This window comes from Streptomyces sp. NPDC025784, assembly GCF_055558435.1.
In genome coordinates this window covers 1-22,799 of the sequence record NZ_JBVHMN010000014.1, presented here as the reverse complement: position 1 = coordinate 22,799, position 22,799 = coordinate 1, and the positions used below count along the sequence as shown (strand labels likewise).

At 69.7% G+C, this 22,799-nt stretch carries 15 protein-coding genes and 2 pseudogenes; 7 read left to right on the top strand and 10 right to left on the bottom strand.

Going from position 1 to position 22,799, the window contains the following annotated elements; translation table 11 throughout:
* From ACZ4IF_RS28395 to ACZ4IF_RS28385, 3 genes and pseudogenes are all read left to right on the top strand, one after another.
* Positions 1-601, top strand: a pseudogene (locus ACZ4IF_RS28395) (hypothetical protein); the annotation flags it as partial.
* 83 nt (positions 602-684) lie between these two features.
* Complete coding sequence (locus ACZ4IF_RS28390) at positions 685-1,065, top strand: roadblock/LC7 domain-containing protein (RefSeq protein ID WP_028804636.1); 381 nt, start codon at positions 685-687, stop codon at positions 1,063-1,065.
* A gap of 4 nt (positions 1,066-1,069) precedes the next feature.
* Positions 1,070-1,498, top strand: a complete 429-nt coding sequence (locus ACZ4IF_RS28385; protein WP_345658810.1) for a hypothetical protein — start codon at positions 1,070-1,072, stop codon at positions 1,496-1,498.
* Positions 1,499-1,558: 60 nt separating this feature from the next.
* On the opposite strand, the gene ACZ4IF_RS28380 is transcribed toward ACZ4IF_RS28385, so the two are convergent.
* The 5 genes from ACZ4IF_RS28380 to ACZ4IF_RS28360 form a co-directional block, all read right to left on the bottom strand.
* The gene (locus ACZ4IF_RS28380; protein WP_467568133.1) at positions 1,559-3,859 is read right to left on the bottom strand and encodes an ABC transporter permease; all 2,301 of its coding nucleotides are present in this window, start codon (positions 3,857-3,859) and stop codon (positions 1,559-1,561) included.
* 122 nt (positions 3,860-3,981) lie between these two features.
* A complete protein-coding gene (locus tag ACZ4IF_RS28375) occupies positions 3,982-4,671 on the bottom strand; it encodes an ABC transporter ATP-binding protein (RefSeq protein ID WP_359493985.1) in 690 nt (229 codons plus the stop codon).
* Positions 4,668-5,195, bottom strand: coding sequence for a PadR family transcriptional regulator (locus ACZ4IF_RS28370; RefSeq protein ID WP_095936386.1), 528 nt, complete (start codon positions 5,193-5,195; stop codon positions 4,668-4,670). The genes ACZ4IF_RS28375 and ACZ4IF_RS28370 overlap by 4 nt, the downstream gene beginning before the upstream one ends.
* Positions 5,196-5,320: 125 nt before the next feature.
* Complete coding sequence (locus ACZ4IF_RS28365; protein WP_467567808.1) at positions 5,321-5,602, bottom strand: type II toxin-antitoxin system antitoxin; 282 nt, start codon at positions 5,600-5,602, stop codon at positions 5,321-5,323.
* The gene (locus tag ACZ4IF_RS28360; protein WP_467567806.1) at positions 5,599-6,546 is read right to left on the bottom strand and encodes an SPFH domain-containing protein; all 948 of its coding nucleotides are present in this window, start codon (positions 6,544-6,546) and stop codon (positions 5,599-5,601) included. The genes ACZ4IF_RS28365 and ACZ4IF_RS28360 overlap by 4 nt, the downstream gene beginning before the upstream one ends.
* Positions 6,547-6,795: 249 nt before the next feature.
* Between ACZ4IF_RS28360 and ACZ4IF_RS28355 the strand changes: the two genes are divergently transcribed.
* Positions 6,796-9,102, top strand: coding sequence for a transglycosylase domain-containing protein (locus tag ACZ4IF_RS28355; RefSeq protein ID WP_467567804.1), 2,307 nt, complete (start codon positions 6,796-6,798; stop codon positions 9,100-9,102).
* A 196-nt stretch (positions 9,103-9,298) separates the two neighbouring features.
* Here the strand turns inward: ACZ4IF_RS28355 and ACZ4IF_RS28350 are convergent, their stop codons facing one another.
* The 4 genes from ACZ4IF_RS28350 to ACZ4IF_RS28335 all read right to left on the bottom strand — a co-directional run bounded on the left by ACZ4IF_RS28350 (position 9,299) and on the right by ACZ4IF_RS28335 (position 14,187).
* Positions 9,299-10,738, bottom strand: a complete 1,440-nt coding sequence (locus ACZ4IF_RS28350) for a GH1 family beta-glucosidase (RefSeq protein ID WP_467567802.1) — start codon at positions 10,736-10,738, stop codon at positions 9,299-9,301.
* A 118-nt stretch (positions 10,739-10,856) separates the two neighbouring features.
* Positions 10,857-11,777, bottom strand: coding sequence for a carbohydrate ABC transporter permease (locus ACZ4IF_RS28345; RefSeq protein WP_467567800.1), 921 nt, complete (start codon positions 11,775-11,777; stop codon positions 10,857-10,859).
* A 12-nt stretch (positions 11,778-11,789) separates the two neighbouring features.
* Positions 11,790-12,785 (bottom strand): carbohydrate ABC transporter permease, encoded by a 996-nt coding sequence (locus ACZ4IF_RS28340; RefSeq protein WP_467567798.1) that lies wholly within the window; start codon positions 12,783-12,785, stop codon positions 11,790-11,792.
* 91 nt (positions 12,786-12,876) lie between these two features.
* The gene (locus tag ACZ4IF_RS28335) at positions 12,877-14,187 is read right to left on the bottom strand and encodes an ABC transporter substrate-binding protein (protein ID WP_467567796.1); all 1,311 of its coding nucleotides are present in this window, start codon (positions 14,185-14,187) and stop codon (positions 12,877-12,879) included.
* 314 nt (positions 14,188-14,501) lie between these two features.
* On the opposite strand from ACZ4IF_RS28335, the gene ACZ4IF_RS28330 reads away from it, so the two are divergent.
* Positions 14,502-15,512 (top strand): LacI family DNA-binding transcriptional regulator, encoded by a 1,011-nt coding sequence (locus ACZ4IF_RS28330; RefSeq protein ID WP_467567794.1) that lies wholly within the window; start codon positions 14,502-14,504, stop codon positions 15,510-15,512.
* A gap of 174 nt (positions 15,513-15,686) precedes the next feature.
* On the opposite strand, the gene ACZ4IF_RS28325 is transcribed toward ACZ4IF_RS28330, so the two are convergent.
* A complete protein-coding gene (locus ACZ4IF_RS28325; protein ID WP_467567792.1) occupies positions 15,687-16,187 on the bottom strand; it encodes an SMI1/KNR4 family protein in 501 nt (166 codons plus the stop codon).
* 163 nt (positions 16,188-16,350) lie between these two features.
* Here ACZ4IF_RS28325 and ACZ4IF_RS28320 point away from each other — a divergent pair.
* Positions 16,351-17,588 (top strand): annotated as a pseudogene (locus ACZ4IF_RS28320) (IS701 family transposase).
* A 572-nt stretch (positions 17,589-18,160) separates the two neighbouring features.
* Positions 18,161-22,525: a golvesin C-terminal-like domain-containing protein gene (locus ACZ4IF_RS28315; RefSeq protein ID WP_467567790.1), complete on the top strand. Its 4,365-nt coding sequence runs from the start codon at positions 18,161-18,163 to the stop codon at positions 22,523-22,525.
* Positions 22,526-22,799 lie beyond the last annotated feature (274 nt).

Sequence of the window (22,799 nt, the reverse complement as noted above, 5' to 3'; positions counted from 1 at the left end):
CGTCGGTGCCGGGCGGTCACAGGAGGGCGACACGCTTTCCGAGCCCGTCGATGCCGAGCGGACCGAGGCCGACGGCACCCTTTCCGAGTCCGTCGCCGCCGAGCGGTCCCAGGAGGGGAGCCCTCTTCCCGAACCCGTCGGCGCCGAGCGTTCCGCGGGCGGAAGGACCCCTCCCGCGTCTCCCGAGCCCGCCGAGTCCGAACAGGCCGACGCCGGGAGCACCGAGGCCGAACCGGCCGACGCGGAGTGGCCCTACGCCCGGTGGGCCGACGCCGGGTGGCCCGAGATCCGCTGGCCCGAGACCGGGTGGCCCGAGTCCGGGGACACCGCCGCCGAGCAGGGCGTACCCGGGCAGCCCGGGTACGCCGCGCCGGGACCCGAGGAACCGGCCGGGTCCGAGCCGTCGGCCGGGGCCGAACACACCGCGGGCGAGCCCGGATCGCCGGGCGGCCCGCCTTCCCCCCACGCGTCGTCGCTGCCCCGGCGCAAGCCAGGGGCGAGCGGCATCACCGAGACTCTCGCCCCGGAAACGGCCGGGGGGAGCTGGAAAGGGTTCTTCCGTCTGCGCAACCGGATCTGGACCCCGGATTCCGGTTCCTGACATTCCCGGAGAACCGCGTAGTGGACGCGCGCTCGTCAGCGCGAGAACAAGCAAATGCGATCAGCTGTCAGGGAGTTCGGCACATGAATCACGAGGCACTGGCGATGGAAATGAGAGGCCTGCGGGAGCAGGTCACCGGAATCACCGACACGGCCGTGGCGGCCGCGGACGGAATGCTCATCGCGGCGGACACCGCCGCCACCATCGACCCGGAGGGGCTCGCCGCGATCGCCGCGGCGGGCCTGGGCATCGCCCGGCGCGCCGCCGAGGCGACGGGCCGGGGCACCTTCCGGCAGACGGTGACGTACGGAAGTCAGGGCTGCGCGGCCTTCTACGCCGTCGGCGACACGGCGCTGATGGTCGTGCTCGGCGACGAGGGCATCGACATCGAGCGGCTGCACGAAGAGACCCGGCCGGCACTCGGACGCATCGGGTCGATCCTGACCGCGACCGAAGGAGCTTGAGAGGATGGCGAGCAAGCGCATGACATCGGGCTTCTCCGACCAGGTCATGGGCCTGGTCAAGGCACTGCGTACCGACGCACCGGACTGCGTCGCCTCGGGCGTCGTCGACATGGCGACCGGGATGCTGCTCTCGTACGAGACCGTCGACAACCACCCGCCCGAGGTGCTGGACCTGCTGGCGGGCGCGACCCTCGACCTGTTCCAGGGGCGCACGGTGCAGATGATCGAGGACGTCTTCAAGGAACGCCGCGGCATCGAGAGCGACCAGCACTTCTTCCAGGAGATCCTGGTGAACAGCGACAATCTCACGCACCTGTTCGTGCGCATGAGCGAGCAGCAGGACGTGGTCGCCGTGGTCGTCTGTCGCAAGTCGGTGAACGTCGGCATGCTCTTCGCCCAGACCCGGCGCGTGGTGCGGGAGTACGGACTCTGAACGCCGAAGGGCGGCCCTCCCCGGAGGGGGGAGGGGCCGCCCGTGCCCGGCGCCGACCGGCTACTCCGTGCGCAGCCCGTCCGGCCGCATCAGACGGATGAGCGGCGGCAGGCTGAGCGCCGTCACCAGCACCACGACCGCCGCGCCGATGCCCGTCATCGACAGCACGCTCGCCCAGTCCACGCCGACCGGCGTGTCGGTCATCTTGAGCAGCACCGTGCCGAGCGTCAGGCCGACGACCGACGCCAGCGCCAGGCCCAGCGTGATGGGGATCGCGGTCTGCCACAGCACCGACAGACTCAGGGTGCGGCGCCGGGTGCCGAAGGCGACTAGCGACGACAGCAGCTTCTTGCGCTCGCGCAGCTGCTCCAGCTGGGAGACCAGCAGGCTTGCCCCGATGAGCACGAGGACACAGGTCGCGCCGACGAACAGGCCGGTGCGGATGGACGTGAATCGCTTCGACTGGGTCGACTCGCTCCAGGTGATGGGATCGGCGAGCGGGTCGATCTCCGCCGCGGTGTTGCGGACGAGCTCTCGTACGTCCGGCACCGACTCGTCGAGCGCGAGGAACACGGTTCCGTACAGGGCCGGTTCCGCCTTCTCGGGCAGCGCGGCCGGGGTGAACAGGAAGCCTCCGCGCTCGTCACCCTGCGGATCCTTGCGCGTGGCCGCCTCCCGGACCCCCTTCGGCACCGTCCAGGCGATCTCCCTGCCCTTGTTGTCGCTGCCGTAGGACGGGTCGATGTAGAGCTTGGTGCCGGCCTTGTCGATCTGGTCGGTGTACTCGTCCCACTGGGCGTTCGGCACGGCGAAGACGTCGCCGTCCTTGCAGGAGGGCAGCCGGGCGACCTCGCGCAGGGCGGCACAGTCGCCGACGGTCACGGGCGACTGGCGCTCGGGCTCGTTCCTGGCGTCGCCGACCTGACTGTTGGCCAGGGCGACGGTGTGCCGGACACCCTTGGTCGCGGAGAGGCGCCGGGCGACCTCGCTCGCCGGGACGCCGTCGGGCACCTCCACGGACATCTGGGCGCGGGTGAGGTCGTTCCTGCTGACCTTGGTGTAGTCGCTGTCGACGCCGGCGAACAGCATCTGCAGGGCGATCGCGCCGGCCACCGCCACCGCGATGCCGTTGACCATGCGAGCCGCGGTGCCGCTGCTCAACTGGAGCCTGCGGATCGCCAGTTGCCAGGCGACACCGCCGGAGTTCAGCCGGGCGACGACCGCCTCGACGACCCAGGGGAGCAGGGCGGTGATGCCGACCAGCAGCAGCATGACGCCGCCGATGACGAGGTACTGGTTGAAGTCCCCGTTCTCGCGTCCCTGCCCGATCATCGGGTAGAGGAGCGCGAGACCGCCCAGCGGCAGCAGCAGCCGCCACCAGAGCCGGCGCCGCGAAGGCCGGGCCGTACGGACCACGCCCAGCGGCTCGATGACGACCCCGCGCAGCGCGAACAGCGTCACGGCGACGGCGGCGGCCGGCACGGCGACGGCGACCAGTGCCACCAGGCCGGGCGCCGGATTGAGGTCGCCGGGGAACACGCTGACCCGGAAGACCTCCATCATTCCGGCGAGCTGGCGTCCGATCAGGAAGAACCCGGCGCCGAGCACCAGCCCGACCAGAGCTCCGGCCAGCGCCTCGCCCGCCGCGATCCGCCGCGTCATCCGTCCGTCCGCACCGACCAGCCGGAGCGCCGCGAGCCTGCGGTCGCGCCGTTCGCCGCCGAACCGTACGGCCGCCGCGATGAAGACGCCGACCGGCATCAGGAGCACCACGAAGACGATCAGGACGAGCAGCAGCAGGACGGGGTCCATGGCCTCGGACGGGTTGTCGGCCCCGAAGGAGTCGATGCGTTCGATCCGGCCGGCCGTCTGCGAGGTCGCCTCCAGGCTGTCGGAGCCCGCGTAGTAGGCGAGTTCGTGCGGGTCGACGAGACCGCTGTCGGCGATCGTCCCGCTGATGCGGTAGTGCAGGCGTTCGCGCAGCAGCTTGGCGTCCGGGGACTTGAGCAGCCGGTCCAGGGCGGGCGAGACGACCATGTCGCCGGCCGCGGGGAACTCCTTCAGCCCGGGCGGCAGCGGCGCCCGGGGGCCCTCGGGTCGCAGGACCCGTCCGCGTATGTCCTTGTCGTGGAAGGTGGTGCCGGCGGCCGCGACGAGCAGCGTGCGGTCCGACTTCTTCACGACGTCCGAGCGGAACGTCATGTCGTTGCGGTTCTGCTCCCGGTCGTGGCGGGAGGCCAGAGCGCTCGGTATGGCCGTGGTGAGCAGCAGCAGGGCCACGCCGAGGCCGACTCCGACGGCGGTGAGCAGCACGCGCACCCAGGCCTCGCGGCCGCCGGTCACCGCGAACCTGGCGCCCATGACGAGGTCACGGGACCACTGCGTCAGGCCGCGCGGGACACGCGGTTCCCCGGCCGACGGGGTGACGGGCGAGGGGCCGGGCGGAGCCTCGGTCGGGCCGGTCCCGGGTGAGGGGCGGACACTCATACGACCCGCTCCATGTCCCGGGACCTGCCGTCGCGCACGACGATCTCGCGGTCCGAGTACGCGGCCACCCGCGCCTCGTGCGTGACGAGCACGACGGCGGCGTTGGTCGAGCGTGCGGCGTCGGTGAGCAGCTGCATCACGCGCTCGCCGTTGAGGGAGTCGAGCGCGCCGGTCGGTTCGTCCGCGAACAGCACCCGCGGGTTGGTGACCAGTGAACGGGCGACGGCGACGCGCTGTCCCTGGCCGCCGGAGACCTCGCCGGGGCGCTTGCCCTTGAGGTCGTCGACCTCCAGCTGTTCCATCCACGTGAGGGCGGCGCGCTCGGCCTCCTTGCGGCCCGTCCCGTTCAACCGGAGCGGCAGGGCGACGTTCTCGACGCAGGTCAACTCCGGTACGAGCTGGCCGAACTGGAAGACGAAGCCGAAGTCGCTGCGGCGCAGGGCGCTGCGCTGCGCGTCGTTCATCGTGGCCATCTCGCGGCCGTTGTACGTGATCGAACCGGAGTCGGGCGTCACGATGCCGGCGAGACAGTGCAGCAGCGTGGACTTGCCGGAGCCGGACGGACCCATGACGGCGACGACCTCGCCGGGGTGAATGGAGAACTCGGCGCCGTCCAGGGCGGTCGTCGGCCCGTACGCCTTGCGCAGGTCCGAGGCGGTGAGCAGGGAACCGGGCGGGGGAGTCATCGGGTCGTCACCGCCTCGGCGAGCTTGTCGAGGCGCGCGGCGGTGAGCTCCAGCCACCGCAGGTCCGCCTCCAGGTGGAAGAGGGCGTGGTCGCAGATCAGCTGGTCCGCGAGGTCGCCCTTGCGCTTGCGGTCGGTCAGGATGCGCATCATGCGCAGGTGTTCCGAGCGCTGTGTGTCGAGGATCTCGGCGGCGTTGCGGTGCGTGAGGAGCGCGAGCACGACCTTCGTGTAGAGGGTCGACTGGAGATAGGGCTCGGGCTTCTCCGGCGTCGCGAGCCACTGCTGCACGTCGGTGATGCCGGCGTCGGTGATGGCGTACCGCTTGCGCTCGGGCCCGCCGCCCGGCTCGATCCCGTCGACTTCGACGAGTCCGTTCTTCAGCAGCCGGGACATCGTCGAATAGACCTGGCCGTAGTGCAGCGGCCGGTCGTGACCGAACTTCTCGTCGAAGGCGCGCTTCAGGTCGTAGCCGTGACGCGGCCCGGACTCCAGGAGCCCCAGGAGGGTGTGACCGATGGACATGCGAGCACTCTACACACGGTGTATACGCCGTATGTATACGTCCAGTGTGTAGATCGTGGCGGGGCGTACCGCGGTGCAGGTGGGGGGCGATTGTCACGGTTCTGTCACCGGTGACGGGCGACGCCCTACGTCCCGGGTTCCGCCGGCGGTCGTCCCTGGTGGGGGTGGCCCTCGGCTTCCACCGGCGGTCGTCCCCGCCGGGGCAGCGGCCCGGTCCCGCCGGGCAGGCGTCCCGCGTCGGCCAGCGCCTTGCGCAGCAGGAACTCGATCTGCGCGTTGGCGGAGCGCAGTTCGTCCCCGGCCCAGCGCGCGAGCGCCTCGTACACCAACGGGTCCAGCCGCAGCAGCACCTGCTTGCGCTGCTGCGGCCGACGCTGAGGGGACGCCCCCTCTGAGGGAGCCGTCACTGGTAGAGGGTCCCGGTGTTCAGGACCGGCTGCGCCGCGCGGTCCCCGCACAGCACCACCATCAGGTTCGACACCATCGCCGCCTTCCGCTCCGAGTCCAGCTCCACGATGTCCCGCTCGGTGATCCGGGCGATCGCCGCCTCGACCATGCCGACCGCGCCGTCCACGATCTGCCGCCGGGCCGCGACGACCGCTCCCGCCTGCTGGCGCTGGAGCATCGCGGAGGCGATCTCGGGAGCGTACGCGAGGTGCGTGAAGCGCGACTCGATGATCCGCACTCCGGCCGCCTCCACGCGCGCGTGCAGTTCGACGGCGAGCTTCTCGGTGATCTCCTCGGCGTTGCCGCGCAGCGACAGCCCGTCCTCGTCGTGGGCGTCGTAGGGATACTCGATCGCGATGTGACGCACGGCCGCCTCGGTCTGGGTGGCCACGAACTCCAGGAAGTCGTCCACCTCGAAGGTGGCCTGGGCGGTGTCCTGCACGTTCCACACGACGACCGCGGCGAGCTCGATGGGGTTGCCGTACGCGTCGTTGACCTTGAGGACCGCGGTCTCGTGGTTGCGGACGCGGGTCGAGATCTTGGTCCTGGACGTCAGCGGGTTCACCCAGCGCAGCCCGTCCTGGCGGATCGTCCCCCGGTAGCGCCCGAAGAGCTGCACCACACGGGCCTCGCCCGGCGCGACCGTGTTCAGCCCGCACATCGCGAAGAACGCGGCGATGCCGACCAGGACGCCGACGATGATCAGCGCGGCCTTGGCGCCCGCCGCGGCGACGGCCGTCGCGCCCGCGATCAGTCCGGCGCCCAGCAGCAGTCCGACGAGTCCGAGCAGCAGGGCCAGGCCGCCGCCGATGCTGTGCGCGGCGAACTCCCGGACCCGTGGCGCGGGCATCTCGGGCACGCCCTCGGGTGCGGAGTCGTGCGGGGCTGAGCGGTGTGTCGACATGGGAGGTCCCCCGTTCCGTACGGCATAGCTTCCGTCTAGCTAAGTGATATCACTTTAACTCGCTCGGCAACCTTCCGCCCCTCCCGCTCGTCGGTTTCGTTGGGGAGGGCGCGCCCGGCGTGCTGATTGTCACGTCCGGAAAAGACCGGATCGGCGGCCCTTTGTCATAGCGCGCGGTGTTAGCTTTTTGAGCTGACCTGAGCGACGAACCTGTGTGCCACACGAGAGTGAAGCGGAGCGGATCGACCCATGGGACGAGCGGAAGAGAGACGAGCGCGGCAGGCGCGGGGCCGCCGCGCGGCGCCCAAGCGCTCGTCCGGAACGAGCGCCGCGGGCGCGCCGGCCGGGGGCAAGGGCCGCCGCAGCGGCATACGTCGGTTCGTCAACTGGAAGACGATCACCGGGACGTTCTTCGGCCTCTGCCTGCTCGGCATGGGCGCCTTCATCGTGCTCTACATGGTCGTCGACGTCCCCAAGGGCAACGCGGCCGCACGCCTGCAGAGCAACATCTACAAGTACCGCAACGGCGACGTCCTCGCCCGCACGGGCAAGGTCAACCGTGAGGTCGTGGACCTGTCCAAGGTGCCGAAGAGCGTCCAGAAGACCTTCGTCGCCGCCGAGAACAAGTCCTTCTACAAGGACTCCGGCGTCGACCTCAAGGGCACGGCCCGCGGTCTGATCAACACCCTGTCGGGCAAGGGCAAGCAGGGTGGCTCGACGATCACCCAGCAGTACGTCAAGAACTACTACCTGAACCAGGACCAGACCGTCACGCGCAAGCTGAAGGAACTGGTCATCTCGCTGAAGGTGGACCGCCAGAAGTCCAAGGACGACATCCTCGCGGGCTACATCAACACCAGCTACTACGGCCGCAACGCCTACGGCATCCAGGCCGCGGCGCAGGCGTACTACCGCGTCGACGCGAGCGAACTCGACGTCGCGCAGGGCGCCTACCTCGCCTCCCTGCTCCAGGCCCCGAGCCAGTACGACTGGGGCGTCGCGACGGAGACGGGCAAGAAGCTGGTCACGGCCCGCTGGAACTACACCCTCGACAACATGGTCGAGCAGGGCTGGCTGGACTCCGGCGAGCGCCAGAAGCTGAAGTTCCCCGTGCCGAAGGACCCCAAGGGCGCCCCCGGTATGGAGGGCCAGACCGGCTACCTGGTCAAGGCCGCCGAGAACGAGCTGGCCAAGCAGCTCGTCACCGACGGCACGGCCTCCGACCTGGACCAGGCCCAGGCCATGGTGGAGGCCGGCGGCTGGACCATCACGCTCAACATCGACAAGAAGAAGCAGGCCCTGCTGGAGAAGACCGTCAAGGCGCAGCTCACCAGCAAGCTGGACCCGAAGAAGCGCAAGGTCGACGACAACATCCAGGCCGGTGCCGTCTCCGTCGACCCGAAGAACGGCAGGGTCCTCGCGATGTACGGCGGCAAGGACTACTTCAAGCACTACTACAACAACGCCACGCGCCGGGACTACCAGGTCGCCTCCACCTTCAAGCCGCTGATCTTCGCCGCCGCCCTGGAGGAGGAGGCCAAGACGCAGCGCGACAGGCCCATCACGGCGAACACGGTCTACGACGGCACGAACCGCCGGCCCGTCGTCGGCAGCGACATCGGCTTCGCCCCGCCGAACGAGGACGAGCACAGCTACGGCGACGTCACCGTGCAGACCGCGATGAACAAGTCCATCAACTCCGTCTTCGCGCAGATGGGCGTCGACGTCGGCATGGACGAGGTCCTGAAGGTGGCGGGCAAGCTCGGCATGGACACCAAGAAGCTCCAGGCGGTGCCCGCCCAGACCCTCGGCTCCATGGGCGCGAGCCCGCTGGAGATGGCCGGCGTCTACGCCACGCTCGACAACCACGGCAAGAAGGTCACCCCGGCCGTCGTCGCCAAGGCCGAGCACAAGGACCGTTCGGTCGACTTCCCCGACCCGATCGGCGACCAGGTCATCAGCGAGGAGGCGGCCGACACCGTCACCTCGGTGCTGACCGGCGTGGTCGACGACGGTACGGCCAGGACGTCCGTGCGGGACAACCCGTCCCGCGGCGGCCAGCAGGTCGCGGGCAAGACCGGTACCTCCGACAACAACAAGTCGGCCTGGTTCACGGGCTACACGCCGGACCTGGTCACCTCGGTCGGTCTGTTCGGCGAGGAGAAGAAGACCGGTCGCCAGGTGTCGATGAAGGGCGCCACCGGCCTCGTCGCCGAGGGCGGCCGCGTCAACGGCGGTGGCTTCCCGGCGCAGATCTGGGCGGCGTACACCTTCGGCGCGCTGGACGGCAAGGTCAGCAAGTTCGACCTGAACACCACGTCGGGTGCGGCGGTGGAGCCCACCGAGACGCCCACGGTCACGCAGACGCCGTCGAGCACCCCCTCGTCGACGCCGACCACCGAGGAGCCGTCGACCGAGCCGCCGACGAGCAGCAGTCCGCCGTCTCCGACGGACGAGCCGACGACGACCGAGCCGACGACCACGAGGCCGGCCACGCCGACGGGGACGCCGACCGGCGGAATTCCGGACAATCCCTTCGAACCGGACAGTCAATAGCGTGCGGAAGGGCACCCGGTGATCCACCGGGTGCCCGCGGCCGGGGAGGTCCCGGTCACCGCCGTCCCGAGGGCCGGTCTCCTTGCCGGGACGCTGAGTCGAGCCTGCCCCCGGCCCGCGTCGAGCGGGCCGGGGGCAGACTCCGTGGTGGCGGCACCGTGCGGGGCGGGCAGGGTGGTGCCGCCACCCGGTCCGGTCAGGCGCCGGGCAGGACGCCGGTGCGAGCCACCTCGGAGTACCAGCGGGCGCTGGCCTTGGGGATGCGGGTGCCCGTCGGATAGTCGACGTAGACGGCGCCGAAGCGCTTGCTGTAGCCGTAGCCCCACTCGAAGTTGTCCAGCAGCGACCACAGGAAGTAGCCGCGTACGTCAGCGCCGTCGGTGATGGCCTGGTGCACGGCGGCCAGGTGGCCGCGCACGTAGGCGATCCGGTCGGGGTCGTTGACCTTGCCGGAGGGGTCGGCGTAGTCGTCGAAGGCGGCCCCGTTCTCCGTGATGACCAACGGCAGGGTGGGGAATTCGGACGCCACCCGGCGCAGCAGGTCGTACAGGCCGGTGGGGTCGACGGCCCAGCCCATGGCGGTGGTGTCGCCGGGAGGCTGGTGGAAGGCGACCAGGTCCGCTCCGGGCCAGGGGCTGTGCGTGCTCCTGCCGTGTCCGTCCGCGTTGTGCGCGCCGCTGCCGTCCGCCTCCGAAACCAGCGTGGGCGTGTAGTAGTTGATGCCGAGGAAGTCCAGCGGCTGGTTGATCTGCCGGAGATCGCCGTCGCGCACGAAGGACCAGTCGGTCAGGGCCGCCGTGTCCTTGAGGAGGTCCTCCGGGTAGGCACCCTGCAGCATCGGGCCGGTGAAGACCCGGTTGGCGAGCGCGTCGATCCGGCGGGCGGCGTCGGTGTCGGCGTCGCTGCCGGTGAGCGGGCGCACCTCGTGGAAGTTCAGCGTGACCGAGCACTGGGCGTCGGCGGGAAGCGCGTCGCGCAGTGCCTGGACGGCCAGCCCGTGCCCCAGATTGAGGTGGTGGGCGGCGCGCAGGGCGGCGACCGGGTCGGTGCGGCCGGGGGCGTGGACACCGGAGCCGTAGCCGAGGAAGGCGCTGCACCAGGGCTCGTTGAGCGTGGTCCAGGTCTTCACCCGGTCGCCCAGGGCGTCCGCGGCGATGGCCGCGTACTCGGCGAACCGCTCGGCCGTGACGCGCTCGGGCCAGCCTCCCGCGTCCTCCAACTCCTGCGGCAGATCCCAGTGGTAGAGCGTGGCCACCGGAGTGATGTCGTGGGCCAGCAGCTCGTCGACGAGACGACGGTAGAAGTCCAGACCCTTCTGGACCGCGGGGCCGCGGCCGGTGGGCTGGATCCGGGGCCAGGCGAGGGAGAAGCGGTAGGCGCCGAGGCCGAGGTCGGCCAGGAGCGCGACGTCCTCGCGCCAGCGGTGGTAGTGATCCGTGGCGATGTCGCCGGTGTCGCCGTTGCGGACGCGACCGGGGGTGCGGGCGTAGACGTCCCAGATGGAGGGGGTGCGGCCATCTTCGGCGGTTGCGCCCTCGATCTGGTACGAGGCGGTCGCGGAGCCCCAGAGGAAGCCGTCGGGGAAGGTTCGGGCCGCGTCCGGGGCAGATCCGCCATGTCGTGCTGCGGTGACCACGTAGATCCTCTCAAGGGGGTGTGTCGCGGGGGTGCGAAAAAACGGAGATACGGATGGGGGCGGCCCGGTGGCCGGGCGCCGGGCCGGTGCGGAGGACCGGCCGAGAGGCCGGTCGGCGTCAGCCCTTGACGGCGCCGGCCATGATCCCGCTGACGATCTGGCGACCGAAGACGATGAACATCGCCAGCAGCGGCAGGGTGCCCAGCAGCGCACCCGCCATGATCAGTGACTGGTCGCGGACATAGCCGGCGCTGAGCTGGGTGAGGGCGACCGGGACGGTCGGGTTCGTCATGTCGAGCACCACGAAGGGCCAGAAGAAATCGTTCCACGCGTGCACGAACGTGATCATGAACAGGACCGCCATCGCGGGCCGCGCGACCGGAAGCACGATGCTCCAGAAGATCCGCAGCGAGTGCGCGCCGTCCACGCGTCCCGCCTCGACGAGCTCGTCCGGCAGCGCCTCCGAGAGGTACTGCCGCATGAAGAACACCCCGACCGCGCTCACCAGCGTGGGGAAGATGACGGCCGGCAGCTGCTGCGACCAGCCGAGCTCCGACATCATCATGAAGAGCGGGACGACGCCGAGCTGCGGCGGCACCATCATGGTGCCGATCACCAGCGTGAGCAGGATGTTGCGTCCCTTGAACCGCAGCTTGGCGAAGGCGAAGCCCGCCAGCGTCGCGAACAGCACCGTGGACAGCGCGATGACCCCGGCCACGATCAGACTGTTGATCATGGCCTTCCCCATCGCCGCCTCGTCCCACGCGCGGGCGAGGTTGCTGAACAGGTTGGGGCCGGGCAGGAACGGCGGAGGCGTCTGGCTGACCCGGGTGTTGTCCGTGGAGGCCGCCACCATCGTCCAGTACAGCGGGAAGATCGACACGATCGCCATGACGGCGAGCAGGACATAGGCGAGCGGGCCGGCGTGGTGCTGGCGGCCGGCGCGTACGCGCAGCAGCCGACGGCCGGTGCGAGGGGTTTTAGGGGCGGGGGTCCGGACCGGGGTGTCCGTGCGGACCGGGAGGGAGTTGACGGTCATGACGGCTCCTGGTCAGGGCGTGCGGGGGCGCAGCCGGCGGATCAGGCGCTGCGCCGCGAAGACGAGGATGAGCAGCAGGAACATCGCCCAGGCGACGGTCGCCGCGCGGCCCATCTGGTAGTTCTTCCAGCCCTCCTCGTACAGCAGCAGACCCAGCGTCTGGTACTGGTTGTCCGCGCCTCCGGTGACCCCGTTGGGCCCCTGGCCGAAGATCAGCGGCTCACCGAACAGCTGGGTGGCGCCGATGGTGGAGAGCACGATGGTGAAGACGACGGTGGAGCGGATCCCGGGAATGGTGACATGGGTGAACTGCTTCCACCGCGAGGCGCCGTCGAGGGACGCCGCCTCGTACCGCTCGGCAGGGATGGCCTGCATGGCCGCCAGGTACAGCAGCGCGTTGTAGCCGGTCCACCGCCAGATCACGATGGTCGAAATGGCCACCTGCGCGGGCCACTTGCCGGCCTCCCAGTCCAGCGGGTCGATGCCGACCCAGCCGAGCACCCAGTTGATCATGCCGAAGTCGCGTTCGAAGAGCATGGTGAACACAAGGGCGGCCGCGCCGACCGAGGTGGCGTAGGGCACCAGTGACGCGACGCGGAAGAACAGCGAGGCGCGCATCCGGTAGTTGAGCAGGTGCGCCATCCCGAGCGCCATCAGCAGCTGCGGCACCGTGGAGATGACGCCGATGGTGATGGTGTTCTGCAGCGCGTTCCAGAACCGTGAGTCCTTGAACAGGTCGACATAGTTGTCGAACGCCACCCACTGCATGGAGTCGAGGGTGGCCAGTTCCACATGGTGCAGCGAGATCCACGCCGTGTAGACCAGGGGGTAGAAGCTGAACGCGGCGAAGACCACGAAGAACGGCGCGACGAACGCATACGGCGCGCCCTTGAGATCGAGCCGGTGCAGCAGCGCGCTGCGCCGCCGGCCCGACTCCCCGTCGGGGGTCTTCGTGGGCGGACCTGAACGCTCCTCGCCGGCCAGGGCGTTGGTGGTGGAGGTGGCCACCGGAATTCCTTCCTGAGAACGGATGTCTGAGCCGGGACCCGGGCGCGCCGGCGGAGTGCGGGCGCGCCCGGGGGGGTCGGAAGCCCGAGGGTCAGCCGACCGCCTTGTCGATGCGCTCAGTGGTGGTCTTCCACGCCTTGTCCCGCGCCTGGCCCTGCTCGACCAGGGCCAGGCCCTGGCTGAAGGTGTCCTTGATCGTGCCGTCCTTGCGGCCGAGGACCTGCTTGTCGGGGATCTCCTGCGCGGCGGCACCGAAGATCTGGCCGATCGGCGCGTCGCTGAAGTAGCCGGAGGTGACGTTCTTGACGTCGTCCTGCGCGAGCGCCTGCCGGGAGGAGGGGAAGTTGCCCAGCTTCTTGAAGATGTAGGCCTGCTGCTCGGGCGCGGTCAGCCAGGCGACGAGCTTCTGGGCCTCCGCCTTCACCGGACTCTTCTCCACCACGCCGAGGAAGGAGCCGCCCCAGTTGGCACCCTTGGGGGCCCTGGCGACGTCCCACTTGCCCTTGTTCTTCTCACCGGCCTTCTCGCTGATGTGGCTCAGCATCCAGGCCGGGCAGACCGCGGTGGCGAAGGTGCCGTTCGCCAGTCCCGGGTCCCAACCGGGCTGGAACTGACGCAGCTTCGCGCTCAGGCCGTCGTCGGCCGCGTCCGCGGCGAGGTTCCAGGCCTGCTTGACGACCGGGTTCTTGTCGTAGATCAGGTCGCCGTTCTCGTTGTAGTACTGCTGCGGGTAGCCGTAGACCATGGCGTTGAACAGGCCGCTGGAGGAGTCCATGTACGACACGCGGCCGCCCTTGAAGTCCTTCTTGAAGGTGCGGCCGACCTCGACGTACTTCTTCCAGTCGCCCGCCCACAGCTTGCCGACGGCGTCGCGGTCGGTGGGCAGACCGGCCTCGGCGAAGTAGTCCTTGCGGTAGCACACCGCCATCGGGCCGGCGTCGGTCCCGAGGCCCAGCACCTTGCCGTCCGCGGTGGTGATCTGGGACTGCTTCCAGGGCAGGAAGTGGTCGGTGCCCGCCGTGCGGGAGAAGTCGGCGAACTTGTCGGCCTGCGTCTCGGTGATCTCCTTGGCCCGGCCGATCTCGATGCCCTGGATGTCCTTCAGGCCGTTGCCCGCGGCGAGATGGGTCTGCAGCGCGGTGTAGTAGGTCTGCTCGTCGCCGGCTATCTCGGCCTTGATCTCGACGTTCGGGTGCTCCTTCTCGTACTGCTCGAGAAGGCCCGACTCCTTGAAGCCCATCACCCCGAACATGCCCATGGTGATGACGGTCTTGCCGTCCTTCTTGCCACCGCCCGTGACCGAGCCGTCACTGCCGCCGCAGCCGGCGACGAGCGCCAACGCGCAGACGGCCGCAGCTGCTGACGCCAGCCTCTTTCTGCCGAACGAACCGGGACTGCTCATGGATCTCCTCCTAGGCGGCGGCGCGAACGCGTCGGATTGACACGTTTTGCGACGACTACTGCGGCTCTGGTGGGGTGATGGGAACGTGCCCATCGATGTCCAAAGAAAAAGTGGGCACGTTCCCACCGACGCATGGCAGACTCACTGCATCGAGCCGATCTGTCAATGACTTGAACACGACGAAGGGAGATTGCCCCGGCCGTCGCGTTCGTCGTTCTTGGACGACGCAGGACCCGGCCGACAGCGGCGTCTGCAAGAATCGGTGCTGGTCATCAGCGCGGCCGACGCTGCCGCGGCTGCCGGGAGGGGAGCGCATGGCTGGGAATCGCCGTCCGACGATCAAGACGGTCGCCGCCCGTGCGGGCGTGGGCAGGACGACGGTGTCCCGGGTCGTCAACGGCTCGGAGCTGGTCAGTGCCGACGCGCGGGCCAGGGTCCTGGCGGCGATCAAGGAACTCAACTACGTACCCAACACGGTCGCCCGCGGTCTCGTGACCAGTCGCACCGACGCGGTGGCCCTGGTCATCCCGGAATCTGCGAGCCGGCTCGGCTCGGAACCGTTCTTCGCCGCACTGATCCGAGGTGTCAGCGAAGCCCTCGCCGACAGCCGGACGCAGCTGCAGCTGATGCTCGTCCGCGACCAGGCCGAGCGGGAGCAGCTCACCGAGTCGGTGGCGGCACGCCGCGTGGACGGCGTCCTGCTGGTCTCCGTCCACGCCGACGATCCGCTCCCCGGAATGCTGGAGGACCTGGGTCTGCCCACCGTGCTGGCCGGCCGCCGCGACGTAGGCGAGCGGCTGAGTTACGTGCATGCCGACAACGCCGGCGGGGCGGCGGAGGCCGTCCGGCACCTGCTGAGCACCGGACGCACCAAGATCGCCACGATTGCCGGCCCACTGGACATGGACGTCGGCCGCAGCCGGCTCGAGGGCTGGCGCACCGCCCATCACGAAGCGGGGGCACCTGCGAGCGAAGTCCTGGTCGAGACCGGCGACTTCAGCTGGGAGAGCGGCCGCCGAGCGATGTATTCGCTTCTTGAACGCGCTCCTGATCTGGACGCCGTGTTCGCCGCGTCCGACCTGATGGCGCTCGGCGCCCTGGAAGAGCTGCGCCGCCGGCGGCGGCAGGTACCCGGCGACGTCGCGGTGGTCGGATTCGAGGACTCGCTCGCCCGCTACGCCCACCCGCCCTTGACGACGGTGCGCCAGCCGGTGGAGGAACTGGGCCGCACGATGGTCCGGATCCTCACCGAGATCACCCGACACGGTGGTGCCCGGCAGCAGGTGACGCTGCCGACGGAACTGGTGGTGCGCGAGTCGGCCTAGGGGTTTCGTTCGGATCGGCTCGGACTCGAGCTGATCCGAACCATGCCCCCTAGTACTCCAGCTGTAGATCGGGATCTTGCTTGTTGCGCTGGTCGCTTCGGCCGACCTGTGAGGGGCGCAAGGGAGCCTGGCGAAATGGCCACCGGGATGCAGTCGCACGGCAGTGCCGCGGTTTCAGCAATCTGAGCAGTACGGACCAGCGGGCGCCTTCGGAAAGTCCGAGCGTCCGTCCAGCCACCCGCAGAGCCGTTCGGCCAGTGTGAGGTCTTCGGGGAACAGAGCGTGTCCGTGTTCAGGGCATCGGGCGTTGGGATCCCAACCCCACATGCGGCCTTCCGGAGTGCTGTAGTCGACGAGGGACCAGATCGCACAGCCCCACGTCAAGAGCGGTACAACAGACGGCGGGTAGTTGGGGCGTCCGCGCCAGCCCAAATACTCCTCCAGCAGCCGACGGCTATCGCTGAAACTGTAGGTCGCATCGGTAAGGGACAAAGCCTCACCCCAGCGGCCGAACCCACCGTCGGCGACTTCGAGATAGATCCGCTTGAGGAGCGGCGGCATCGGGTGCCCCACCGCGGCCTCAAGTTCGGCCACAGCCTCGGGCGGCGCAGGCGGTGGCAGCTCGCCGGCCGCATCCTGCTCTCGGATTCTGTGGATGATCTCGTCGTCGGTCATGGCGACATTCGTAGCAGCTGCCGCCGACAGCTTTCCCGGGCTATCCGAGGCAACTGATTGCGGCCACCGTTGATCATCGTGACTTGTGTGGAGTAACGATGAGGCGGTGGCGGCAGGTCACAGCATAGATCCCGTTCGTTGGCGGGAGGCGTTCGAGGTGGTCATGGGCCGGATCGCGCACCGGTTCTCCCGGGTCGAGCCACGGCTTCGGGCCGGGCGGTTGGTGCTGGGCCTGTTGTCGGACCTGCCGCCCAGGAACTGCTGGACGATCGCGGAGTGGGCCGGGGAAGCGAATCCGCACGGCATGCAGCATCTGCTGTGCCGGGCCCCATGGGATGCCGACGCCGTCCGTGACAATCTCCGTGAGTACGTCGTCGAACACCTGCACGACCAGGAGGCGGTGCTGGTCGTGGACGAGACCGGCGATGTGAAGAAGGGTGTCCACACCGTCGGTGTCCAGCGCGATTACACCGGCACGGCCGGGCGGATCGAGCACTCCCAAGTCGCTTTTCATCTCGTCTATGCGGGGCCCGAGGCCACGCGGCGGTGGACCGGGACCTGTACGTCCCGCGGACCCGCGACCGCGACCGCGACCGTTGCCGGGCGGCGGGGCTCGGCGAGGACACCGTCTTCGCGACCAAGCCCGAGCTGGCCCGCAGGATGATCGAACGGTTCCTGGACGCCGGACACCACGTCGGCTGGGTCGTTGGCGACGAGGTCTACGTCGGCAACCCCAAGCTGCGCTCCGCCCTGGAGGAACGTGACCTGGGATATGTCCTCGCGGTGGCCTGCTCGGCTGAAGTCACCACCAAGGCAGGCACGATCCGCGCCGACACGCTCGCGGCGAAGGTACCCAAGCGGGCCTGGCAGAAGCTGTCAGCAGGTGCGGGAGCCAAGGGCAACCGCTTCTACGACTGAACCGTCATCGACCTGGTCGAGACCGGACCAGGCCACTGGCATCTGCTGATCCGCAGGAACCGTCGCACCAGTGAACTGGCCCACTACCGGTGCCATTCCACCCGGCCGGTTCCGCTGACCACCCTGGTCAGGGTCGCCGGATCAAGGTGGCGGGTGGAGGAGACATTCCAGACCGAGAAGGAGCTGACCGGCTTGGACGAGCACCAGCTCCGCCGCTACCCGTCGTGGGCCCGCTGGGTCACCCTCGCCATGCTTGCCCACGCCTTCCTCGCCGTCGTCCGCGCCGACGAACACACCCGCCCCCGCCTCCGACGACCTCATTCCGCTGACGTGCAACGAGATCCAGCACCTGTTCATCGCGCTCGTCGGCCAGCCCCTGTCCACCGCGGCTCACCGCCTGAGCGTCGGTCCGAGTGGAGACGACGTCATCAAGCCCGATCGCGCACCAGTCACTACCGGCGACAAGCCGCGAATCAGACATGAAGATCACGAGCTACAACTGGAGTACCAGGGCGCGGGACGGGTGTGGATCGACGACCGCATGGCGACCGAGGGGACGGAATCGTCCTCGCCCCTGCGGGACCCGGACCGGCGGCATGACCCCGACCCGGCGAACGGCCGGGCTCGCGTCACGGCCCTGGGGTGGTCCCGTCGCCCCTTCGCCGGCAGCCTCGGACCCCAGGCCGAGGAGGCTGCGGTAGCGCGAGAAAAGGGCGCCCGATGATTCGCCGGGCGCCTTTTCCTTGTGTGCGGGCGGGACTTACCGGATATGTCGACGGTCGATTATTGGCCAGACGTTCCGGAAGCTCGGAGTTCGATGAGAATTTTGTTGACCCGGGCCGCGCGCGCGGATCATGCTTTTCCGGTAACGGGGAGGGAACCCAAGGGGCAACGCGCGCTCCACACTGACCAGTGGCCCGCGCCTCTTCACGGCCTGTATTCACGAATTCCGCCGACCGTGCGCGGACTGTCACGCGTGCCCGGATTGCGTTTCATGCGCCCTTTCCCCTTCCGGAACTCCCGCGACGCGGGAGCCCATGTGTGAAGGAGAACCGTTGAGATTCCACAGACGAACGAGGGCACCGCTGGCCGCCGTGGCGGCCGGGGCGGTGCTCGCGGGACTGACTCAGGCCGTGGCCTGGGCCGCCCCGCCGGCACCGGCGGCTCCCGTCACGAAGACGGCGGCCGAGAAACGGCGCGACGCGGTGCCGTCGGCTGAGCGGGCCGCGGTACTGGGAAAGACCTGGAAGAATTCGGGCGACCTGGCGTGGACCACGTCGGGTGACGCGGAGGGATTCCACATCCTCACGGCCCGGAAGAAGGACGGCTACACCTGGCGCAGTACGGCGTCGCTTTCCGAGCCGGGATTCGACGCCGACGCCTGGATCGGCAACATCTGCGTCACCGGTTCGGGCAAGCGGGCGGTGGTGGTCTACGCACCCCGCACTTTCACCAACAAACCCCAGCTGATGGCCAGGGGCGGGTTCACCGCGGTCGTCGATCTGGCCTCCGGCCGGGTGACGAAGCTGAAGCTGAAGGCGTCGCTGTCGTACTACAACCCGGGCTGCGGACCGGGGGAGTCGGTGATCCTGACCCAGTCCGGGGGCGAAGACCTGCCCGGCACCCGGCTGTTCCGGCTGGACGCGTCGACGGGCAGGGTCGGCAAGCCGATCGCACTGGGAGGGCAGGTCACCTCGGCCGTCCCGGCCGCTCACGATTCCGTCCTCGCGGCCTCCGGCGCGGAGGTCGTCAAGATCGACGCCCGCGGCACGCGCAAGGCGCTCGTCCGCACCGACGGTGTCCCCTACCGGCTCACGCCCGACGGCGACGGCGGGCTGGCCTTCCTCGACAAGCGCGGCGCCACGTCCCAGGTGAAGCGCATCACGGCTGCCGCCGTGGCGCACCCGGACCGGCGCGGCACGCGTGCTGCCGTACTGGCCGAGGGGCTCGCGACCGAGACGGGGCTGACCCGGAGCGCCGGCACCGTGTACGTGACCGGCACCACGCGAGCGACGGCCGACCGACTCCCCTCCACCGTACGGCGATTGGTGTCCGTGCCGAAGGACGCCACCGTCTCCTCGCGCGGCGAGGCCGTCCTGACCCACACGACGTGGGCCGACGGCAGGGGCACGCTGCTGCTGCCCGGCGAGACCGCCAAGGCCCGTACGGTGAAGATGTCCCTGACCACCCGTGCCACCGGGCGCACGGCGTCCTTCGCCGTGGACCCGGCCCGGCGGGTGCCGGCCTTCGCGGGGCAGGGCCGTGACGCGTCGCCGGGTCTGCTGACCGGTTCCGGAGGCGGCGGCAAGGCGCGGCTGACCGCGACGGCCGCCGGTGACCCGAGCGACCCGGTGGAGTCGGAGCGCACCTGCTCCGTGCCCCGCAACGACCCGCGCAACCAGGCCATGCAGCCCAAGCCCCGCCAGGTGGAGTGGGCCGTGGACCAGGCCGTCAAGGGCATGCTCAACACCCACGTCTCGCGTGCGGCGAACTGGAAGAACCTCGGCATGCCCGCCTACATGCCGCAGGCCCTCTTCCTGAACCCGGCGCTGGACGGCGGCGGTCGCGCCATGGCGCAGGTCATGCTCGGCGTGACCACCCAGGAGTCGAACATGTGGCAGGCCGCCCGCTCGGCCGTGCCGGGCGTCACCGCCAGCCCGCTGATCGGCAACTACTACGGCATCAACCTCTACGACGGCGACACCAGCAACGACTGGGACGTCAACTTCGCCAAGGCGGACTGCGGTTACGGCATCACGCAGATCACCGACCACATGCGGATGGCCGGACGTGAGGACGGCCACGGCGGTGCCGCCTGGGACTACCAGAAGCAGCGGGCCGCCGCCCTGGACTACACCGCGAACATCTCCGCGGGCCTGCAGACCCTCATCTCCAAGTGGAACGAGACCCGCGCCGCGGGCATGATCGCCAACCACGGCACCACGGGACGGCCCGAGAACTGGTACTTCGCCCTGTGGGCGTACAACTCCGGCTTCCACCCCAACGCAGGCAACGGCTCGCCCTGGGGCCTGGGCTGGGCCAACAACCCCGCCAACCCCGAATGGGACGCCGGGCGCCTGCCGTTCATGGAGAACGCCGCAGGCGGTGAGGACGCCAGCGCCGCCGCCCGCCCGCAGAACTGGCCCTACCAGGAGAAGGTCCTCGGCTTCGCCGCCCACCCGCCGTCCTTCCTGGAGTCCCCCGGCGTGATGGTCCCGGCCTTCCGCCCCTCCACCTGGAACGGCACCTCCGAGGCCGTCACGGTCAAGGGCAGCGCCCTGTACAACCGCGCCCATCTCAAGGCGCCGGAGGACGCGTTCTGCAACTCCTCCAACAGCTGCGACCCGGGCCGGATCTCCGACGGTGCCTCCAACGACACCGCGAGCAGCGGGCCTTGTGGGCGCAGCGACTTCCAGTGCTGGTGGAACAAGCCGGTGACCTGGAAGAGCGACTGCGCCGACACGTGCGGATACGAGTTCATCCGCTTCGGTGACAGCATGCCGGAGGAGGCCGACGGCACGGCGTACCCGCCCGTGTGCAGCACCAGCGGTCTTCCGGGCAACGCGCTCATCGTCGACGACGTGCCGGCGGGCACCCCGGTGGTCCGCCCCGGCTGCACCAACTCCTGGACGAACTCCGGGACGTTCAGCTTCAACTTCGCCAACAACGGGGTGGAGACCGTCTATCCCGCCAAGGTGGACCTCCACCAGCTGGGCGCGGGCTTCGGCGGCCACTTCTACTTCGGCCACACCCGCCAGGACGACGCCAAGGGCCAGCGGCTGAAGATCACCGGAACCTGGAAGCTGAAGGACACGCTCAAGGGTCAGGCCAAGGTCATGGTCCACCTGCCCGACCACGGAGCGCAGACCAACTACGCGCGGTACGAGATCGACACCGCGTACGGGACCGAGACCCGTACGATCAAGCAGCCCGGCGACGGCAACCGCTGGGTGTCGCTCGGCGCGTACCGCTTCGACAACGCAGCCGCCGTGCGGCTGGACACCATCACCCCGGACGGCACCGGGGACCAGGACATCGCCTTCGACGCGGTGGCCTTCGTCCCGGGCAGCTACGACCTGATCACCGACATGCGGCTGCCGGAGTGGAACCCCGGCGCTCCCGAGCCGCCCGCGGTGGAGCCCGTCACCACCCTGCCCGGACACATCTTCCCGCGGGCCGGCGTGCAGGCCTCCCGCGCGGGGGCGGCCGCCGACGACCACCCGCGTGCCTTCGACTGCCGTGCCGTCAAGGGCAGGAAGAACTCCGAGGTGTGTCTGGAGTTCCGCGGCAAGCCGGCCGGGAAGACGTCGCAGCACCAGGGGGCCGCGGCCGCGGCGGGCACCGCCTTCTGCTCCAAGAGCGGCGCCGACATGTTCTACACGCGCACCAGAGCGTGCCTCCAGGACAGCTTCTCGGCCACGCTGTACGAGAACGGCACGCCCATCGCGCAGAACATCTACGCCTACAAGCACGAGATCGACCTGGACCTCGACAGCCCCACGATCCAGCAGACGGTGTCGGTCCAGCCCACGACGGTCGACCCGAAGGTCCCGCCCGTCACGATCAACGTGCAGTCCTTCTGCCAGCACAACTGCTCGTCGGCCGGGATCACCTGGTCGAGCCTGCCGGAGTGGTCGGGCCTCGACAAGCACGAGGCCGTCGGCCGGATCGACCACACCTGGTCGGGCACGGCGGGCAACGAGACCGTGCACCTGAACTGGATCCTGTCCTCGACCATGGGCGGCGCTCCGAACGGCGGGGCGGACTACCAGCCGCCGAGCGGAAAGCTGGGCATCCGCTGCGACCGTGAGGCCAAGGGCAAGAGCACGGTGGGATGCGTCTTCCCCGACTACATCCCGACGTACGTCGTCAACACCGAGGCGAACCCCTCGGCGGCGGCGTTCTACTGGATCCTCATGCAGAAGCTGCCGTACCACCCGGGCAGCCGCGATCACAGTTCGCCGCTGAACTACCTGGCGGACACCGCGCGCCAGAAGGCGAACCGCAAGGTGATCTGTCCGACGAGCGGACCCGACAAGTTCGTCGGCCACCCCGACTCGAAGCCGCCGAACAGCACGTCGAGCTGTGACGAGTACCCGTTCGCGGCGACCTACCAGAGCGGTGGCATGCCCCCGCAGGCGGTGAGCAACGGCAAGGAGTGCACCCAGCTGTACGCCAAGCCGCTCAGCACCGGCTGGACCCTGCTGGAGGACCCGCGCTACGCCCGGGTGAACACCTGGAACGAGATCTGCGGCCGGGCCAGCATCCCGGGCGACGAGAACTCGGGAGCGGCCAACCGGATCGGCCTGTTCTTCGTGCCGAACAACCGGATGCTCGACAAGGACGCGTTCTATGTGAGCGTCCCGGGCTTCGAGGGGTGCACGGATCTCTCGCAGATCTGTGTGGTCCGTACCCGGTAGGGCAGTGGGCCGTCGGGTCCTGCGGGCACGGCCGGAGCCGTGCCCGTGACCGCCCCGGCCACCGGAGCCCGGTCGATCGGCGTCATGCCGGCCGGCCGGGCTCCGGTCTCTGCACCGGCAGGACGGACGGCCCGGCACGACGGAACGCGCCGGGCCCGTGCGGCCGGCGCGGTCCCGGACCTAGTGCCGCGGCAGGCAACGTTCGCCCCGTCGCGACGCCCGGCACGCACTCTCGCCGCACCCGCCGAAAGCCCAAGTACGTCCAGTACGAGGA

Excerpts from the sequence above, each read along its gene's own strand:
- ACZ4IF_RS28390 (WP_028804636.1), top strand. The coding sequence starts at position 685 with ATGAATCACGAGGCACTGGCGATGGAAATGAGAGGCCTGCGGGAGCAG.
- ACZ4IF_RS28385 (WP_345658810.1), top strand. The coding sequence starts at position 1,070 with ATGGCGAGCAAGCGCATGACATCGGGCTTCTCCGACCAGGTCATGGGC.
- ACZ4IF_RS28380 (WP_467568133.1), bottom strand. The coding sequence starts at position 3,859 with ATGGGCGCCAGGTTCGCGGTGACCGGCGGCCGCGAGGCCTGGGTGCGC.
- ACZ4IF_RS28375 (WP_359493985.1), bottom strand. The coding sequence starts at position 4,671 with ATGACTCCCCCGCCCGGTTCCCTGCTCACCGCCTCGGACCTGCGCAAG.
- ACZ4IF_RS28370 (WP_095936386.1), bottom strand. The coding sequence starts at position 5,195 with ATGTCCATCGGTCACACCCTCCTGGGGCTCCTGGAGTCCGGGCCGCGT.
- ACZ4IF_RS28360 (WP_467567806.1), bottom strand. The coding sequence starts at position 6,546 with ATGTCGACACACCGCTCAGCCCCGCACGACTCCGCACCCGAGGGCGTG.
- ACZ4IF_RS28355 (WP_467567804.1), top strand. The coding sequence starts at position 6,796 with ATGGGACGAGCGGAAGAGAGACGAGCGCGGCAGGCGCGGGGCCGCCGC.
- ACZ4IF_RS28345 (WP_467567800.1), bottom strand. The coding sequence starts at position 11,777 with ATGACCGTCAACTCCCTCCCGGTCCGCACGGACACCCCGGTCCGGACC.
- ACZ4IF_RS28335 (WP_467567796.1), bottom strand. The coding sequence starts at position 14,187 with ATGAGCAGTCCCGGTTCGTTCGGCAGAAAGAGGCTGGCGTCAGCAGCT.
- ACZ4IF_RS28330 (WP_467567794.1), top strand. The coding sequence starts at position 14,502 with ATGGCTGGGAATCGCCGTCCGACGATCAAGACGGTCGCCGCCCGTGCG.
- ACZ4IF_RS28325 (WP_467567792.1), bottom strand. The coding sequence starts at position 16,187 with ATGACCGACGACGAGATCATCCACAGAATCCGAGAGCAGGATGCGGCC.